Source organism: Umezawaea sp. Da 62-37, from assembly GCF_032460545.1.
Classification (GTDB): Bacteria; Actinomycetota; Actinomycetes; order Mycobacteriales; family Pseudonocardiaceae; genus Umezawaea.
Genome location: NZ_CP135965.1, coordinates 10,461,183 through 10,478,919, shown reverse-complemented (window position 1 = coordinate 10,478,919; position 17,737 = coordinate 10,461,183). Strand labels below are relative to the sequence as shown.

13 protein-coding genes are annotated in these 17,737 nt (G+C 72.9%); 5 read left to right on the top strand and 8 right to left on the bottom strand.

Annotated elements, in window-relative coordinates:
- Nucleotides 1-40 precede the first annotated feature (40 nt).
- The 4 genes from RM788_RS47105 (at nucleotide 41) to RM788_RS47090 (ending at nucleotide 4,214) form a co-directional block, all read left to right on the top strand.
- The gene (locus RM788_RS47105; RefSeq protein WP_315927559.1) at nucleotides 41-970 is read left to right on the top strand and encodes an ATP-binding cassette domain-containing protein; all 930 of its coding nucleotides are present in this window, start codon (nucleotides 41-43) and stop codon (nucleotides 968-970) included.
- Nucleotides 967-2,478, top strand: a complete 1,512-nt coding sequence (locus tag RM788_RS47100; protein WP_315927557.1) for a DUF1349 domain-containing protein — start codon at nucleotides 967-969, stop codon at nucleotides 2,476-2,478. Before RM788_RS47105 ends, RM788_RS47100 begins: the two co-directional genes overlap by 4 nt.
- Nucleotides 2,475-3,233: an ABC transporter permease gene (locus RM788_RS47095; RefSeq protein ID WP_315927555.1), complete on the top strand. Its 759-nt coding sequence runs from the start codon at nucleotides 2,475-2,477 to the stop codon at nucleotides 3,231-3,233. Before RM788_RS47100 ends, RM788_RS47095 begins: the two co-directional genes overlap by 4 nt.
- 75 nt (nucleotides 3,234-3,308) lie before the next feature.
- Entirely contained in the window at nucleotides 3,309-4,214 is a 906-nt protein-coding gene (locus RM788_RS47090; RefSeq protein ID WP_315927553.1) for a hypothetical protein, read from the top strand.
- Nucleotides 4,215-4,223: 9 nt separating this feature from the next.
- Here the strand turns inward: RM788_RS47090 and RM788_RS47085 are convergent, their stop codons facing one another.
- The 5 genes from RM788_RS47085 to RM788_RS47065 form a co-directional block, all read right to left on the bottom strand.
- Nucleotides 4,224-5,285 carry a hypothetical protein gene (locus RM788_RS47085; RefSeq protein ID WP_315927551.1) on the bottom strand — a complete coding sequence of 354 codons (1,062 nt, stop codon included), beginning with the start codon at nucleotides 5,283-5,285 and terminating at the stop codon, nucleotides 4,224-4,226.
- A gap of 105 nt (nucleotides 5,286-5,390) precedes the next feature.
- Nucleotides 5,391-6,413, bottom strand: a complete 1,023-nt coding sequence (locus RM788_RS47080) for an LLM class flavin-dependent oxidoreductase (RefSeq protein ID WP_315934917.1) — start codon at nucleotides 6,411-6,413, stop codon at nucleotides 5,391-5,393.
- A gap of 122 nt (nucleotides 6,414-6,535) precedes the next feature.
- Nucleotides 6,536-8,071, bottom strand: coding sequence for an ankyrin repeat domain-containing protein (locus RM788_RS47075; protein ID WP_315927549.1), 1,536 nt, complete (start codon nucleotides 8,069-8,071; stop codon nucleotides 6,536-6,538).
- Nucleotides 8,072-8,281: 210 nt separating this feature from the next.
- Nucleotides 8,282-8,644 carry a MerR family transcriptional regulator gene (locus RM788_RS47070; protein ID WP_315927547.1) on the bottom strand — a complete coding sequence of 121 codons (363 nt, stop codon included), beginning with the start codon at nucleotides 8,642-8,644 and terminating at the stop codon, nucleotides 8,282-8,284.
- 598 nt (nucleotides 8,645-9,242) lie between these two features.
- Entirely contained in the window at nucleotides 9,243-10,514 is a 1,272-nt protein-coding gene (locus tag RM788_RS47065) for a nucleotide disphospho-sugar-binding domain-containing protein (protein ID WP_315927545.1), read from the bottom strand.
- Between the two features lie 278 nt (nucleotides 10,515-10,792).
- On the opposite strand from RM788_RS47065, the gene RM788_RS47060 reads away from it, so the two are divergent.
- The gene (locus tag RM788_RS47060) at nucleotides 10,793-13,732 is read left to right on the top strand and encodes an AfsR/SARP family transcriptional regulator (RefSeq protein ID WP_315927543.1); all 2,940 of its coding nucleotides are present in this window, start codon (nucleotides 10,793-10,795) and stop codon (nucleotides 13,730-13,732) included.
- 39 nt (nucleotides 13,733-13,771) lie between these two features.
- Here RM788_RS47060 and RM788_RS47055 read toward each other — a convergent pair whose 3' ends face one another.
- The 3 genes from RM788_RS47055 to RM788_RS47045 all read right to left on the bottom strand — a co-directional run bounded on the left by RM788_RS47055 (nucleotide 13,772) and on the right by RM788_RS47045 (nucleotide 17,705).
- Complete coding sequence (locus RM788_RS47055; RefSeq protein ID WP_315927541.1) at nucleotides 13,772-15,055, bottom strand: extracellular solute-binding protein; 1,284 nt, start codon at nucleotides 15,053-15,055, stop codon at nucleotides 13,772-13,774.
- Nucleotides 15,052-17,022, bottom strand: coding sequence for a vWA domain-containing protein (locus RM788_RS47050; protein WP_315927539.1), 1,971 nt, complete (start codon nucleotides 17,020-17,022; stop codon nucleotides 15,052-15,054). The genes RM788_RS47055 and RM788_RS47050 overlap by 4 nt, the downstream gene beginning before the upstream one ends.
- A 242-nt stretch (nucleotides 17,023-17,264) precedes the next feature.
- Nucleotides 17,265-17,705, bottom strand: a complete 441-nt coding sequence (locus RM788_RS47045) for a nitroreductase family deazaflavin-dependent oxidoreductase (RefSeq protein WP_315927537.1) — start codon at nucleotides 17,703-17,705, stop codon at nucleotides 17,265-17,267.
- Nucleotides 17,706-17,737: the final 32 nt, after the last annotated feature.

The window sequence follows — 17,737 nt, the reverse complement described above, 5'->3', positions numbered from 1 at the left end:
GAGACCGGGGCGGAACCGGGCGCCGGCTACAACTTCCGGCATGGGATCCACACCGACACCGGAGATCGTCGTCACCGGGCTGCGCAAGCGCTACGGGACCACCCGAGCACTTGACGGCATGACCTTCACCGTCCGTCCGGGACTGGTGACCGGCTTCGTGGGGCCGAACGGGGCCGGGAAGTCCACCACGATGCGGGTGATCCTCGGGCTGGACGCGGTCGACGAGGGCACCGCGCTCATCGACGGGAGGCCGTACCGCGATCTGCGCCACCCGCTCAGCCACGTCGGCTCGCTGCTGGACGCGGCGCCGCACCCCGGCCGCAGCGCCCGCGACCACCTGCTCTGGCTGGCGCATTCCCAAGGCCTGAACGCGAAGCGCGTCGACCAGGTCGTCGAGCAGGTCGGCCTCACCCCGGCGGCCCGGCGCAAAGCGGGCGGCTACTCGCTCGGCATGCGGCAGCGGCTCGGGATCGCGGCGGCCATGCTGGGCGACCCGCCGATCGTCGTGCTCGACGAGCCGTTCAACGGCATGGACCCGGAAGGCATCATCTGGATGCGCGGCTTCCTGCGGTCGCTGGCCGCGCAGGGCCGCGCCGTCCTGGTGTCCAGCCACCTGATGGGCGAGGTGCAGGACACGGCCGACCACCTCGTCGTGGTCGGTCGCGGCAGGGCCGTCGCCGACGCGGGCGTGGCGGACCTGATCGCGGCCGCGTCCGGGAACCGGGTGGCCGTGCGCACCACGGCCCGATCGGCCGCGATGGCGGTGCTGGCGCGGGCGGGTGCCACCGCGGCCGTCGAACGGGACACCGTCGTCGTCTCCGGTCTGCCCGCGGATCGCGTCGTGGCGCTGCTCAACCGGAGCGCGGTCCCGTTCTCGGAGGTGTTCGCGCACCGCGCCACCCTGGAGGACGCCTACCTGGAACTCACCCGCGACGCCGTCGAGTTCCGCGCCGAGGAGATGCCGCGATGAGCCGCGCGACGACGCCGCGCCCGTCGGCTCGGCGGGACGGCTTCCACCGGGTGCTGCACGCGGAGTGGACCAAGTTCCGCACCGTCCGGGCCTGGGTGGCAGGCGTGGTGGCCGCGGCGCTGATGGTGGTGCTGGTCGCCCTGCTCGCCGGGGTCAGCAGCGACCGGCGCGGCGGACCCGCCGTGCCGGTCGGACCGGGCGGTGAGCCGGTCACCGACAGCTTCTACTTCGTCCACCGGCCCCTGACGGGGAACGGCGGCCTCACCGCCTCCGTGACCGGACTCCGCAGCAGCTCCCCCACCGGGCCCGCGGGCGTGCTGCCGACCACCCTGCCGTGGGCGAAGGCCGGACTCGTCCTCAAGAACGGCACCGGCCAGGGATCGACCTACGCGGCGATCATGGTCACCGGCGGCCACGGCGTGCGGATGCAGGACGACTACGTCAACGACACCGCGGGGCCCTCCTCCGCCGAGGCTCCCCGCCTGCTGCGGCTGGAGCGCTCGGGCGACGCGGTCACCGGCTACGCCTCCCCTGACGGCGTGAGGTGGGACGTGGTGGGCACCGTCCACCTGGACGGACTCGGGTCGACCGTGCAGGTCGGCCTGTTCGTGGCCTCCCCGCCCGAGGTGCGGGGCATGGGCACGGTGGGCACCGTGTCCACGGCCGTCTTCGGGGACGTCGCCGTGCGGGGCGACCTGCCCGGTGGTGGCTGGACCGGTGACCAGCTGGGACCCGGGTCCCCGACCTTCGCCGGCTACCCCGGTGGCACGTCCGGCTCGGTCGCGGAGTCCGGCGGCCGGTTCACGGTGACCGGCGCGGGCGACCTGGCGCCCGCCGTCCGCGACTCCCTCCCGACCGGCGGCACCCACGCGGTGCTCCTCACCGGCACGTTCCCCGCGCTGATCGCGGTGATCGTCCTCGGCGCGCTGTCCACCACCGCCGAGTACCGGGAGCGCCTGATCCACATCACCCTGACCGCCGTGCCGGGGCGGGGCCGGGTGCTGGTGGCCAAGGCCGTCGTGCTGGGCGCCGTCACGTTCGCCGCCGGGATGGCCGGCGCGGCCGTCGCGCTGCCGCTGGGCGAACGGCTGGCGGAGGCCAACGGGGTGCGCTTCTTCCCCGTGACCGCCCCGGAGCAGTTCCGGATCGTGGTCGGGACCGCCGCCCTGCTCGCGACGGCCTCGATCCTGTCGCTCGCCGTCGGCGCCGTGTTCCGGCGCGGCGCCGGGGCCATCACCGCCGTCATCGCGGTCGTCGTGCTGCCCCACCTCCTGATCGCCAACCCGTTCATGCCCGCGGGCGTGGCGGACCGGCTGGCCGGGGTGACGCCTGCGGCGGCCTTCGCCGTCCAGCAGACGCTCGTGCGGTACCACCAGGTCTCCAGCGGCTACACGCCCTACAACGGCTACTACCCGCTGGCGCCGTGGGCCGGGTACGCCGTCCTGGCGGGCTACGCGGTGCTGGCCATGGCCGTCGCGGTCGTCGTCGTCCGCAGGAGGGACGCGTGAAAGCGGCCCTGCGCGCGGAGTGGACGAAGACGCGCACCGTCGCCGGTCCGCGGTGGCTGCTGCTCGGCTCCGTCGTGCTGACCATCGCCCTGGGCGTCGCGGTGACCTCGCTGATGTCGTGCGCAGCGGGCGGTTGCCACGACGACACCACGAAGCTCAGCCTCACCGGCGTGTACCTGGGCCAGGCGCTGATCGTCATCCTGGCGGTGCAGAGCATCAGCGGCGAGTACGGCTCGGGCCTGATCCGCACCACCCTGGCGGCGATCCCGCGGCGGGGCACCGTCCTCGCGGCGAAAGCCCTCACCCTCACCGGCCTGGTGGCCGCGTCCGGGACCGTCGCGGTTCTCGGGTCGCTGCTGGCCGGGCGGATCATCCTGCCCGGCAACGGCTTCACGGCCCCGTCCCTCGCCGACGGGCCCACGCTGCGCGCTACCACCGGGTCGGTCCTCTACCTCGTCCTGATCGCGTTGCTCAGCCTCGGCGTCGCCGCCGTCGTCCGCGACTCCGCGGCAGGCACCGGGATCGTCCTCGGCCTGCTCTACGTCTTCCCCCTGCTGTCCCAGGTGATCGCCGATCCGCGGTGGCAGCGCCTGCTCGAACGGATCGGGCCGATGAGCGCCGGTCTCGCCGTCCAGACCACCACCGACCCGGACACCCTGCCCGCCGGCCCCTGGGCCGGTCTCGGCGTGACCGCGGGCTGGGCGGTCGCCGCACTCGTGGCCGGGGGTCTGCTGCTGCGCGTCCGCGATGCCTAGGCATGTCCGCCGATCGGTCTCCACGGGACCCGGCCGCCCAGTAGGGTGATCCGGATCTGAATCCACGGAGGCCGGATGCGCGACCGTCCCAAGCCGGGATCCCGCCGCCCGTACCGGTTGCGGCCCCGCCCGCCCGCCACGCCGAGCACCACCCCGGCGTGGCGGCGGGCGCTCGGCAAACCCGTCATCTGGTTGGTGACGCTGCTGCTCGCGGCGACGGCCGCCTACTTCTCCGACTACCTCAAGACCTTCTTCGGCGCGCTGCTCCCGGTGGACAAGGCCGAACAGGCGTCCGGACGTCCACCGGTGGAGGTGGTCGACATCCACTACCTGAACACGAACAACGCGTACTTCCTGACCAAACCGCCGACGGAGGAGGACCAGGCGGGGTGGGACCGGCGTTCCGGGCCACCCCCGGCCGCGTGGCTCGACCGGCAGGGCGCCGTCCCGCTCGACGTCGCCAAGTGGGAGATCACGCTGGAGGGCAGGCGCACGGCGGAGGTGGTCGTGACGGACATGAGGCCGAAGCTGGTGAGCCCGTGCGAGCCGCCGCTGGACGGGAGTCTGATCGAGACGCCCAACCAGGGAGGGGGCGACAAGTTCCGCTTCGGCGTCGCCGTCGACCGGCCGAACCCGGTGATGACGACCATCGGCGGTGGCGTGGCCCCGTTCCCCTACTTCGAGCAGAAGACCATCAAGCTGCCCAAGGGCGAGAAGAACGTCGTCACCGTCGAGGCCACCACGTCCGGCGGGTACTGCCGGTGGACGATCGAGGTCGACTACCTCGCCGACGGCAAGCGCGGGCAGATGTCGATCACCGCGCCGGACGGCAAGCCGTTCGCCGTGACCGGGCACCTCGACCCGGCGCGGTACTCGTCGGTGTTCCTCGCGGTCTCGCGCCAGTGCCCGGAGCCCTACCGCCGGGTGTTCGGCGCCGAGTACGCCGAGATCCAGGCGGGCACCAAGCCCGAGTGCGGATGAAGGCGCCGGTCACCGGCGCCTCCTGAGCCCGACCAGCGCGATCACGGCGGGCAGCCAGCCCCAGAGCACGCCGAACCGGATCGCGTGCGGGACGTCGGCGGGCAGGGACGGGAACGCCACGACGTCGACACCCGCGGCCAGCGCGCCCGCGACCACCACCGAACCCCAGACCGCGACCACCACCGCTCCACCCCCGGCGGTCGGCCGGACACCGGCGAGCACCCAGCGCAGCAGCGACCACAGCACCACCAGCGACAGGACCGCCGACACCGAACCCGGCACCCACCGCTCGGCGCCGACCACCTCGCCGAACCCCGCGTCGAGGTCGACCTGGGGCCGGAGCTGCAACCGCGGGTGCAGCGCGAGTTCCGCGGCCTCGTCGACCAGCCGGATCTGCTGCTCGGACCTGCCCGAGTAGGCGAACGCGCCACCCAGCAGCGCGAGCGCCACGATCGGCAGCGAGCAGGCCAGCGCCAGGTCGGCGGTCCCGCGCGGACCATCGTCGTGCTCGGGTTCGGGCAGGTCGGCGAGCGCTTCCACCGGCCGTCCGGCGAAGGCCCACAGGAGCCGCTGGAGGAAGAAACCCAGGACGACGACGGCGGAGCACAGGAAGCCGAAGAACAGGGCGTCGTAGGCCCAGAAGACCCTGGTCTGCGCCAGCGCGACCGCGACGCCCACCTCTCCGTCCGCCCGCGCGACCACGACCGCCAACGTGACCAGGTCGGCGATCCCCGCCGCCAGCAGCACGGCCCCCACCTGCGCGACCGCGACGCGCACCCTGCCGACAGCGACCGCACGGGTGGCCAGGTGCACCGCGGCCACCAGCGCCACCGCCAGGACGAGGCGCGGCAACCACTCCCACCCGTGCAGCTGCTCGAAGTAGGCCTCGCCCGCCACCAGGTCGACGAACTGGACGAGCGGGTGCAGGTAGACCAGAGCCGGAGCGCTCACGTCGGACCGCGCGGCGGGTGCCCAGGTCCAGATCCGCAGGGGCAGCAACGCGGCCGCGTACACGCACGCGTACGTCGAAGCCGCTGTCAGCGCGGCCGACAGCCCCCAGGCACGCCTCATCCCCCACCCCCGTCCTCGGCGACGGCCATTGTGGCCGACGCCGGGTCAGCGGTACCGGTGGACGCGCGAATCGTTGCCGGGTCACGGGCGCGGCCCCGCGGGGTGTCAGCGCCAGCCGAGCGCGGGGGCGACGTGGGTGAGGATGTTGTCGAGCACGTGGACGTTGTAGTCGACACCGAGCTGGTTGGGCACGGTCAGCAGCAGCGTGTCGGCCTCGGCGATCGCCTCGTCCTCCGCCAGCTGCTCGACCAGCACCTCGGGTTCCGCGGCGTAGGTGCGGCCGAAGATCGCCCTGGTGCTGGAGTCGATGTAGCCGACGTGGTCGGCGCTGCCGCGGTCGCTGCCGAAGTACGCGCGGTCCAGGTCGGAGGTGAGCGCGAAGACGCTGCGCGACACCGACACGCGCGGCTGGTACGGCCACCCGGCTTCCGACCACGCCTTGCGGAACGCCCGGATCTGCTCGGCCTGCTGCACGTGGAACGGTGCCCCGCCCTCGTCGTTCTTCAGCGTCGAGCTCATCAGGTGCATGCCCTGCTCCGCCGCCCACACCGCGGTGGCGTTCGAGCTCGCGCCCCACCAGATCCGCTCGCGCAGCCCCGGCGAGTGCGGCTCGACCCGCAGCAGCCCCGGCGGGTTGGCGAACATCGGACGCGGGTTCGGCTGGGCGAACCCCTCACCCCGCAACACGGTCAGCAGCACCTCGGCGTGCTTGCGCGCCATCTCGGCCTCCGTGTCGCCGTCGGCGGGCTGGTGGCCGAAGTGCTTCCACCCGTCGATCACCTGCTCGGGCGATCCCCGCGAGATGCCGAGTTGCAGCCTGCCCCCGGAGATGAGGTCCGCCGCACCGGCGTCCTCGACCATGTACATCGGGTTCTCGTACCGCATGTCGATCACACCGGTGCCGATCTCGACGCGCTGGGTCTTCGCGCCGATCGCGGCCAGCATCGGGAACGGCGAGGCCAGCTGCCTCGCGAAGTGGTGCACCCGGAAGTAGGCGCCGTCCGCGCCCAGTTCCTCCGCGGCCACGGCGAGGTCGATCGCCTGCAGGAGCGCGTCCGACGCAGTCCTCGTCTGCGAGTGCGCGCTGTCGGACCAGTGTCCGAAGGACAGGAAGCCGATTTTCTTCACGCCCGTGGAACGCGCCACCACACTGATTGATTCCTCAACCAATCCTCGTCGATCCGTGGGCGGCGACACATGCGCGCCGGGCCGTGAACACCGAGGTCATCCCTCACCCAGTCGTGTCATCTTCAGTCCTCGCTCACGGGAGCCGTCGTGACGGGCGCGAGCAGTGCGGCGGTCGACGACCGGTGGAAGTGCCGGGCCCAGTCCAGCGGGGTCGCGTCGAAGCGCCGGTCGCGCAGGTCGGGATCGGCGCCCAGGTCCAGCAGTCGACGGGTCAGCTCGACGTCGCCGTCCACGGCGCTGTGGTGCAACGCGGTCTCCCAGGGCTCTTCCACCGGCGCGTCACCACGCCCGTAGGCGTTCACGTCGAAGCCGAGCCCCACCAGCAGCACGACCGTCTCGGTGGATGCCCGGGACGCGGCCCACACGACCAGCCCCGGTCGTCTGCGACGGGCGTCCGCCACAACCTCGGGATGCCCGGCGCGGACCCGCTCCACCGCCGACCGGTCGGCGCGGAACGCCGCGGCGATCAGCTCGTCCACCGGGTCCGCGACGGGCGGTGGCGCACCCCTGGCGAGGAGGTGGTCCGCGATCCCGGTGTCCCCGTTGAGCCGGGCCAACTCGACCGGTGTCCGACCGTCACCAGGACTCCACGCGGGCCCATCGCCCTCGAACGGCGACCGGAAGTCGACACCGTGCTCGACCAGCAACCGCACCCGCGCGGACTGGTGGTGCTCGACGGCCCAGCGCAGCTGCACGCGCAGCATCTCCGCGGGTGTGGCCGCCTCCGGGATCCGAGCCTTCCACGGACCTCCGTCACCGGTGCCGAGCCCGTACTCGAACAGCAGCTCCAGGTGCGAGTCGTCCGGTTCGAACATCCGGTTGTAGAGGGTCTGGGCGTCGTTGGGATCCGCCCCCGCCTCGAGCAGCAGCGTGCCCAGTTCCCTCCAGTGCGGGTGACGGGGTTGCCGCCCGCTGCCGAGTTCACCGTGACCGAACACCCCTGTCAGCAGCGTGAACGGCGAGGGCAGCGCGTCGAAGAGGTACCCGTCGTCGGGATCCGCCCCCGCGTCGAGCAGCAGCCGGGCCACCGCCAGCACCCGCTCGACCGGAACGTCCGGATCGAACCGCGAGTAGACGAGGTGGAACAGCGGCCGCCACCCCGACGGCCCACCCCGCTCAACCGCCCTCCCCGGCTCTTCGGCGAGCAACCCGGCCACGTCATCCGGACGAGCCGCCGCCGCGGCGGCCCTGATGTCCCCCGTGGTCAGACCGGGCTGCTGAGCCAACAGCCGCCGCGCCCGCCCCCAGCGCTCCGGCCCGTCCTCGCGGCTGTACGTCAGGCAGGCAAGGCGGCAGAACTCCCCCGCCGGGTCGTCCGCGGGCACCGCGCCCAACCTGGTCTCCCAGCCGTGTTCGGCCACGGTCTCCAGGTAGCGCACCAGCCGCGACCAGCTGGCGAAGCCGTGTTCGCGGGCGACGACCAACTGCGCCGCGCTGAGCCGAAACCCGCTGGTGTCGTCGGGCAGCGCACGGGGGTGGTGGCGAACCAGCCGCGCCAGGGCTGCGGCATCCCCTGCCCGGACGGCCCGTTGCAAGGCGCGGGCCTGCTTGCGGAAGCTGTCGGGATGGGGGCGGTCGGGCATGTCCAGGGTCGGCACAGCGATCTCCTCTCGTCTGCCTGATGTCCGCACGGTCAGGCCGAAAGGAGAGCGATGGTGACACCGTGGTGCACGCACCAGGTGGGCTGAGCCCATTCCCGCGGACCGGTGGCTCCCTGGCAGCCGCCTCCATCCTAAGCCGGTTGCCGGAAGTCGTGCCCGCGACCCGCGGACGTCGACCTCGCCGCGAACGGGATCCCGGCCGGGTGCCTAGCCCGCGCGGTCGGCCGGTGTCATGTTCCGCTGCCGTTCGCGCAGCAGGAGCAGCGTCCGCTGGTCCCTGGCGATGGCGCGTCGCAGCCGGTCGACGTGCGCGGCGAGGACGTCACGCGACCGCGGGCACCCGGTGAACTCACCGACGGCGGTCAGGCAGGGGCGCAGGGTCACGACGTCGTCGACGGTGAGCCCGGACGACAGCAGGCGTTCGATCACCCGCACCCGTGCGACGTCCTGTTCGGCGAAGTCGCGGTAGCCGTTCGCGCGGCGGGTCGAGTCGAGCAGTCCCGCCCGGTCGTAGTGCCGCACCGATCGGGCCGAAACGCCGGACCGGTCGGCGAGTTCGCTGACGCGCATCCGTTCCCCGACGCCTTCCCGTGACAGGGCTTGACCTTGACATCAGCGTACAACTCCACGCTCCGGATCACCGCTGGCGGACCGCGCCGCCGCATGATCCAGGAGCCTTGCCATGACGCTGATCCCGAGTCTCGATCCCCACGTCACGACCGCTTCGGCGGGTCGGCAGGCGGGTGAAGCCGGTGGGGTCTTCGACGCGCTGCTCCGGTTCGGGCTCGCGCAGGACCGGCGCTACGACACGGGGGCCGTCGCGCTGTTCGAGTCCGCCTTCACCGAGGACGCGGTCCTCGACTTCCGACCGGCGACCACAGCCGTCACGCCCTGCTCAAGAACCACTACACCGCCGGTGTGCGGCATACCGGGAACCTGTGGCGCATCAGCGAAGTGCGCATCGAATGCGTGTGGTTCACCGGCGATCCCCGTGTCATCACCGGACAGTGACACGCGGGACAGTGGCATGAGGGACGGTGACGCGCAGTACGTGAGCGGGACGTCACGGGATGGAGCCGAGGTGGGCTCCGACGGCGGGGCCACGGCCCTGGAATGCCTCCCGGCGGCGGTGCCGCGAGCGATCGGGCTCGCGGCGCCGCCGTCCCGCTCACCGCAGGAGCAGGTGTTCGATCTCGGTGAGCGCGTCGTGCTCGGCGTACACCTTCGCGATCCGCTCCACGTTGCCCGCGGTGGTCGAGTCCTCCAGCAGGGACGCGGTGGCCGCCGCGATCGCCTCCGGGGTCGGGGTCGCGGTGGCCAGGTCGATGCCGAGGCCGTGGTACTTCACGCGGGCGGCGTTGGCGGGCTTGTCCTCCGTCTCGCCCGCCACGACGACCGGCACGCCGGCGGCCAGTGCCTGTTGCAGGCCGCCGATCCCGCCGTTGCTGATGTAGACGGACGCCTTGGGCAGCAGCCTGTCGAACGGGATGAACTCGGCGACGCGGGCGTTGGCCGGGATGGGGATGGACAGCGCCGAGGCGGGTCGGCCGAGCGCGGCGACCACGGTGACGTCCAGGTCGGCGAGCGCGGTGAGCGCCGGTTCGACGAGCTGGGTGAAGTCGTGGTTGGCCAGCGTGCCCTGGGTGACCACGACGACGGGTCGGGAGCCGTCCAGTTCGGACCACCAGTCCGGCGGCTGCCAGTCGGGGGCGCTGCGCGTGGGCTGGATGCCGACCAGGTGGATGTTGGCGGGCAGGTCACCGCGGGCGAACTCGAACCCCGGCACGGTCAGCACCGCGGTCTCGTCGGGCAGCACGGCGACCGCGTCGACGAACGACGGCGTCGGCTCGGTGGCGCCGAGTTCGCGCAGCAGCTGGTCCATCCGTTCCTGGGTGGGGCACATCGCCGCCGTGAACCCGGCGTTGGCGGCGCGGTTGGCGGCGACCTGGTCCTCCCCCGGCCCGACCGGCACCGGACCGAAGAAGGTGGTGTCGTCGCTGGAGAGGGCCATCACGACGGCGCTCACCCCGACCCAGCGCAGCGGCTTCCTGCCCGGCACGCCCATCACCGGCGGCAACATCCCCAGGAAGAGGACGTTGCAGAGCAGGTACTGGTCCGGGTCCTCGGCCAGCAGCTCCTGCAGGGCGGTGTGCTGGTCGGGCATGGGGTTGACGAAGGCGTTGATCCAGTCGATGTTGAGCTGCTCGGGGCCGGGCGCGGCGGCGAGGCGTTCGGGCATGACGGCGTGTTCGGCGATGTCGTAGTCGGCGGCGCCGGACAGCGGCACGAAGGCGAGTCCCGCGTTCTCGACGGCGGATCGGAAGCGACTGCCGGTCAGCACGGTGATCCGGTGCCCGCGGGCCGCCAGGTCGACGCCGAGTTGGAGCAGTGGGGCCAGCTCGCCCGGAATGGGCGGCGCGGCCACGATGATCTTCGCCATCATTTTCCCTTGTCAGCGACGTGGTGAGCGGGCCGGTGGCGTGCACCGGTCCGGTGTGGACGATCGATCGCCGTCGGTCGTGGCGGGTGTCCGCCCAGGCGGTCGCCCGTCGCGGCGGGCCGGTCGGGTGGCACCGCGTCGGGCGGTCCCCCGCGTCAGGACCCGCGACGTTCGTGACGCACCGGTAGTTCGTACTCTGTGGGGTGGGACAGGTCGGCGACATCGCGGCGACATCACCCATGGCGGAGCGGTCGGCCGCGCGGAGGGGGACACGGGCGGTGCGGTTCGGGGTTCTGGGGCCGTTGCTGGTGGTGGACGGCGCCGGCGCCGGGATTCCCGTGGTGGCGGGTCGTTCGCGGGTGCTGCTGGCCGCGCTGGTGGCGCGGGCCAACCAGGTGGTGTCGGCCGACGAGCTGGCCGAGATCGTCTGGGACGGCGCGCCCCCGGCGGCGGCCGCGCGGACGGTGCGCCGGTACATGACGCGTGTCCGCCGCGCCGTGGGCGCGGAGGTGGCCGAGCGGATCGTCACCCGTGCCCCCGGCTACTCGTGCGTGGCCGCCGAGGACGAGGTGGACGTGCTGCGCTTCGAGGCGCTGTGCCACCAGGGCGGCGCGGCGGTGCGCGCCGTGGACTGGTCCCGCGCCGCCGAACTCCTCGGCGGCGCCCTGGTCCTGTGGCGGGGGACGCCGTTGCAGGACGCCGCGTCACAGGTGCTGCGGGACGCCCACGTCCCGCGCCTGGAGCAACTGCGGATCCAGGCGCTGGAGTGGCGGATCGAAGCCGAGCTGCACCTGGGCCGCCACGACCTCCTGGTGCCCGAACTGCTGGCCCTGGTCGACGAGCACCCGTTGCGCGAGCACGCCCACGGGCTGCTGATGCTCGCGCTGCACCGCGGCGGTCGGCAGGGCGAGGCGTTGGCCGCCTTCCGGAACGCCCGGCGGGTGCTGGTCGCGGAACTCGGGGTCGAGCCCGCCGGTCCGCTGCGGGAGCTGCACCGGCGGATCCTCGCCGGCGACCCGGCGCTCGCCGGGCCACCGCCGGGCCGGGGCGAGGACATCGCCGCCGATGGGCCGACACCGCGCCAACTGCCCGCGGGCAGCCCCCACTTCACCGGCCGAGCGGACGCCCTGCGGGCCTTGACCGACCTCGCCACGCGCGCCGCCGACACGCGGAACGCCGTGGTCATCTCGGCGATCGGCGGCGCGGCCGGGATCGGCAAGACCGCGCTGGCACTGCGCTGGAGCCAGGAGAACGCCGACCGGTTCCCCGACGGGCAGCTGTACGTGAACCTGCGGGGTTTCGACCCGGCCGGGGTCCCGGTGGAGGCCGGTGCGGCGATCCTCGGGTTCCTGGAGGCGCTCGGCGTGCCGCCTGCGCGGATCCCTGCGGGCCAGGACGCACGGGCCGCCCTGTACCGCAGCGGGTTGGCCGGGCGGCGGGTGCTGGTCGTCCTGGACAACGCCCGCGACGCCGAGCAGGTGCGGCCGCTGCTGCCCGGCTCGCCCGGATGCCTGGTGCTGATCACCAGCCGCAGCCGGTTGACCGGGCTGGTCGCCGTCGACGGCGCGCACCCGCTGTCCCTGGACCTGCTCAGCACCGCCGAGGCCCGTGCTCTGCTGACGCGCAGGCTGGGCGTCGACCGCGTCGCCGCCGACCCCGTGGCGGTCGACGAGCTGACCGACCTGTGCGCACGGCTGCCGCTGGCGCTGAACATCGCCGCCGCCCGCGCCCTCGCGCGTCCCGACCTCCCCCTCGCCGCGTTGGCCGGTCAGCTCCGCGCAGGCTCCGGCCGCTTGGCCGCGTTGGACACCGGCGACGCCACGGGCAGCGTGCGCACCGCGTTCTCCTGGTCGTTTCGGGACCTGGACGCCGACGCCGCCCGCGTGTTCCGGCTGGCGGGCCTGCACCCCGGCGCCGATCTCGACCGCTACGCCGCGGCCGCGCTGGCGGGCCTGCCGGTCGACCGGATCGACGGCCTGGCGGACCTGCTGACGCGCGCGCACCTCGTGCACCCCCGCGGACCGGACCGGTACGGCATGCACGACCTGCTCCGCGCCTACGCCCGCGATCTCGTCGAGGAGGACGGCGAGAACGGGCGGCGGGCGGCGTCGACCCGCCTGTTCGACCACTACCTGCACACAGCCGCCGTCGCGATGGACACGCTGTTCCCGTTCGAGGTCCACCGCCGCCCCCGAGTCCCCCGGCCGAGCACCTCCATCCCGCCGGTGACCGATCCCGCCGCGGCGTGGGCGTGGCTGAACGCCGAGCGGGCGAACCTCGCCGCCGTCGCCACCCTGGCCGCCGACGACGGCTGGCCCGAGCACGCCACCCGCCTGTCGGGCACCGTGTCCCGCTACCTCATGGGCGGGGTGTACGCCGAGGCCCCGGTCATCCACGCCGCCGCCCGGCGTGCCGCCCGCCGCTCGGGCGACGCCCGTGCCGAAGCGACCGCCCTGCTCGGCATCGCCACCATCGACTACCGGCAGGGCCGCTACCCGCGGGCCGTGGAGTCCTCGCGGCAGGCGTTGGACCTGTTCCGCGGACTCGGGGACCGCGCGGGTGAGGCCCGCGCGCTCCACAACCTCGGCCTTGTGGTCATGGAGCAGGGCCACGACCACGAGGCCGTGAGCTGCCTCGAAGGGGCTCTGGTCCTGTTCCGCGAGGTCGAGGACCGGGCGGGCCAGGCGAAGGCGATCAGCAACCTCAGCTCGATCGCCCTGGACCAGGGCCGCCACCAGGACGCCATCGACCAGAACCAGCACGCGCTCGACCTGTTCCGCGAACTCCACGACCGGACGGGCGAGTCGCACACCCTGATCAGGCTCGGCGAGCTCACCTCGTGGCAGGGGCGGCACGAGGAGGCCGCCGGTCACCTTCGGCAGGCGCTCGCCCTGAGCCGCGGTACCGACGACCGGTCGGGTGAAGCCCACAGCACGGACACCCTCGGTCTCGTGCACCGGCGGCAGGGCCGCTTCGAGGAGGCCGTCGACCACCACCGGCGGGCGCTGGAGCTGTTCCGCGGGCTCGGGGACCGGATGGGTGAGGCCAGGACGCTGACCAACCTGGGCGAACTCGCCGCCCTGCGGCAACACTACCGGGACGCGACCGCCCACTACCGGCGCGCCGTGGACATCTGCCGCGAGATCGGGCACCCCTCCGGTGAGGCGGCGGCCCTCAAGGGGCTCGACGAGGTGGCCGGGCTGGACGTTCCGCCATGACCCCCGGCGCGGGTGATCCGCACACGGGAGCCACAGCGGTCAATGCCCCTGCAACGCCTTCGCCAGCTTGTCCTTGAAGTCCTTCGGGAGCTTGCCGTCGTGGTCGAGCGCGTACTTCACACCCTCGCGGAACACCGCCGAGAAACGCGCGTAGTGCGGGGTGATCGGTCGCAGGCGCGCGCTCTCGATCGCCTTCCGCAACGGCGCCGCGTACTTGTACTTGGCGTCGATCTGGGGGTCCTGGTAGACGATCGCCCTGGTGGCCGCGAAGCCGCCGCGTTCGAACAGGAGCTGCTGGCTGCGCGGACTGGTCAGGAAGTCGATCAGCTTCCGCGCGGCGCGCGGCTCGGCGCTCTTCGCGGAGATGGCCAGGTTCTGCCCACCCAGCGCGCTGGGGCCGGGCAGCTCCTTCACCTTGAACGAGATCGCGGGTTTGCCCTCCGCCGCGGGCGCGGTCTTCTCCAACGACCGGTGGGCGACGGGCCAGTTGCGCATGAAGAGCACCTTGCCCTCGCGGAACGCCTGCGTGCTCCGCGTCTCGTCGAACGAGGTGGACTCGGCGAGGATGATCGCCGGGGCCTCGCGGTGCAGTCCGGTCGCCAGCCAGGCCAGCCCCTTGCGTGCTTCCTCCGAGTCGACGACGACCTCGTCGCCCTCCAGCACGTCGCCGCCCGCCGCCCAGATCGCCTCCTCCGCGTTCACGGTCAGGCCCTCGTAGTCGTCGAGCTGCCCCGTGTAGGCGGCGACCAGGTCGGGATCGGTCTTGGCGTCGACCACCCCGGCCGCCTGCACCGTCATCTTGTCCACTGTGGAGGGTGGATCCGGGATGAGGTCGTCCCGGTAGAACAGCAGTCCGGCGTCGGAGTTGAACGGCAGCGCCCACAGCTCGCCCTCGTAGCGGCAGCTGGCCAGCGGCTTCTCCAGGAACCCCTCGGTGTCCACGCCGGTGAGCGGAAGGATGTACTTCGCCTCGGCGAACTCGGCCGTCCAGGTGAGGTCGAGGTTGTAGATGTCGACGTCCCCGCCGCCCGCCTGCGCGCGGGCGACCATCTCGCTGTGCTGCGCGTCGGCGACGTCGGGGAGTTCCACGATCTCGGCCGGGTTCTCCGGGTGCAGCCCGTTCCACTGGTCGATCAGCTTCTTGCGCTCGCCGGTCGGACTCTGGTCCTTGCCGCTGAGGATGACGAGCTCGCCCGCTTCGACGTCGCCGCCACCGGCCGCGGGCGCCACGAGGTTGTCTACGACCAGCATCAGCACGACGCCCAGCACGAGGCCGTACCCGAGCCAGCCCCACCGGCTCCGGAGGAACGCGGGAATCCTCACCCGGTCACGCTCCACACCGTCCGGAACAGCGCGGCGAGGTCGTCGCCCACGGTGTCGCCGGTCGAATCCCGACACAGGCCGCTGGTCACCGCGGTGACCTCCACGAGCTCCCGAGCGGCGCAGCGCGCCTCACCCACCGCAAGCACGAACACCCGCACTCCCTTGCCGCGCACCGAGTCCACGAGTTGAGCCGAACCGATCCCGCTGGTGGTGTCCTCACCGTCGGTCAGCACGATCACCGCGGTGAGGCTGCCCGCGCTCGCCGAGCCCACCGCGGCCACCCCGTCGACGATCGCCCGGTAGAGCGGCGTGGCCCCTTCGGGCGCGACGGTGGCGAGCGCGCCCAGCACCGAGTCGGCGCGCGCGGTGCCGTCCTTGGGGCCCAGCGGGACCAGTTCGCGCACACCGCCGTCCTGGCCGGAGAACACCGTGAGGCCGAACTCGTCCTTCGGGGCCATGAACGCCAGCGCCTGCTTCACGCCGTTCGCGGCGACCGCGAACCGGGTGCCGCCCGTGCCCGCGGGCTCGGCCATCGAGCCGGAGGCGTCCAGGGCCAGCATCACCCTGCCCGGCCGCTTCGCGTCGGAGTAGGCCTTGAACAGCTCGTCGCGCTGCTCGGCGGTGGGCTTGGGACGCGACCGGTCCTGGCGGAGTCCCGGCAGCACACCGTTCTGCCCGCCGAACGGTTCGCCCGCCGCGTGCCCCGGAGCGCGCAGACCGGCCCGGTTCAGCGCGTCCTGGCCCGCGGTCGTGCGCAGCCAGTCGTCGAACCGGGCGACCTCGCCGTGGGCGGGCGGGTTGGCCAGCCGGTCGTGCCAGTCCACCGGCACGACCGGGTAGTCGAGGACGACCGTGTCGGAGGCGTACAGGGCGACCAGGCACGACGGCGGCGCTTCCGCTTCGTCGCATCCGGGCAGCACGCGCCCCTGGTCGAGTCGCGCGGTCCCGTTGTGGCGCAGCAGCGCCTGCTCCGAGACGACGACGGCGGTGCGCGGCGCCTCGATCGCGCGGTGCCTGCCCAGCAGCGCCTCGGTGTCGCCCAGCGGGTAGCCGCCCAGGTCGAGGGAGCGGGCGACCTGCTGCTCGACCTCCCGCGCGACGCCGTTGTCCTTGAGGCCGTCGGGGCCGTACAGGGCGTAGGCGGCGAGTTCCCCTTCCACCGAGCCGGTGACGTCGGGCCGGACCACTCCGAGACCGGCCTCGCGCACCGCCGTCGACTGCTCGCTCCAGGTCTGCTCCTGCGGGGCGTCCTCGACGTCGAGCAGGTCGACCGCCGCGGCGGGGACCCCGAGCACGAGCGGCGACCAGGCGGCGGACCGGCTCTCGCCGAGGGCCATGGGCACTTCGACGCCCGTGATCGCCGCGCGGACGTCGTCGACCTCCGTGCTCGAATCGGGCAGCCACACGTCCGGTCGAGGTCCGTACTTGGCCAGTGTCGCGTCGGGCCAGCCCTCCGAAAGCGCGTTCTTGGCCTGCTGCGCGGCGAGGGGGTGCAGGTACAGGTTCGCCGTGCGGCACCCGTTGTGCTGTCCGGCGGTGTGGAGCTCGTAGGCCGCGGCGACCTCGCGGTAGGGCTCGATGGTGTCCGGGGAGACGAGGACCCGGACCTCCACGGGCTGCGGGCAGCCGTCCAGCAGCACCTTGGCGCTCGCGAGCAGGGGCGGGCCGAACAGCCAGGCGCCGCCCGTGACCAGGCTCGTCACGACGAGCGCGATGGCCACGAACACCACGACGCGCGCCTTGAGCCCGCGGATCCAGCCGAACAGGCGGTCGATGCCGCTCGCGGTCACCTGCCCCAGCACCGCGCCCACCACGACGAGTACCCAGACGACCGGGTTGTCCAGCGCGCCCGTGGCCATCTGGACCGCCACCGCGCCCGCCGTCGTGGCCAGGGCCGTGAACCCCCGGACGTGCGCAGGCAGCGCCCGGTCCCGCCGCCCCTCGTTGGGCATCTCTGGACTACTCACCCCTGCGCCCGATCATGTCCCCCTTGACAGGGGGGTGACTGTAGTAGCCATCGGATCAGGTCGGCCGGGAATGAATGCCGGTCACTCGAATGGGCCAATTCGAATCGTCGGGCCGGGGTCGTCGATTCACAGGGGGATTGGTGTTCCCCTGTCGACCCAATCGATCCGGCGCCATTCGGACCGTGAATTGCGGTGCGGGAGCCGCCCCGCGCAGAATCGCGAGGGCGGCTCCCGCTACCCGATCAGGCGTCCTGCTTCGGCTCCAGCACGAACACCGGGATCAGCCGATCGGTCTTCGTCTGGTACTCGGCGTAGGACGGGAAGGCCGCGACAGCGCGCTCCCACCACTCGGCCCGCTCGTCGCCCTCGACCTCGCGCGCGGCGTAGGTCTTCTTCACGGTCCCGTCCTGCAACGCGAACTCGGGATGCGCCTTGATGTTGTGGTACCAGGTCGGGTGCTCGGCGGCGCCGCCCTTGGACGCCACGACCGCGTAGCTGCCGTCGTGCTCCACCCGCATCACCGGTGTGTAGCGCAACGCGCCGCTCTTCGCACCGCGCAGCGTCAGCAGCACGATCGGCGCTCCGACGACCAGGATCCCCTCGGTGGTCCCCGTCTCCAGGATCTTCTTCGTCTGGTCCTGCACCCACGAGGTGGGACTGAGTTCCACAGTTTCGTCCGACATGTCCTGGCGCAACAATCCCGATGCCGCGTCTA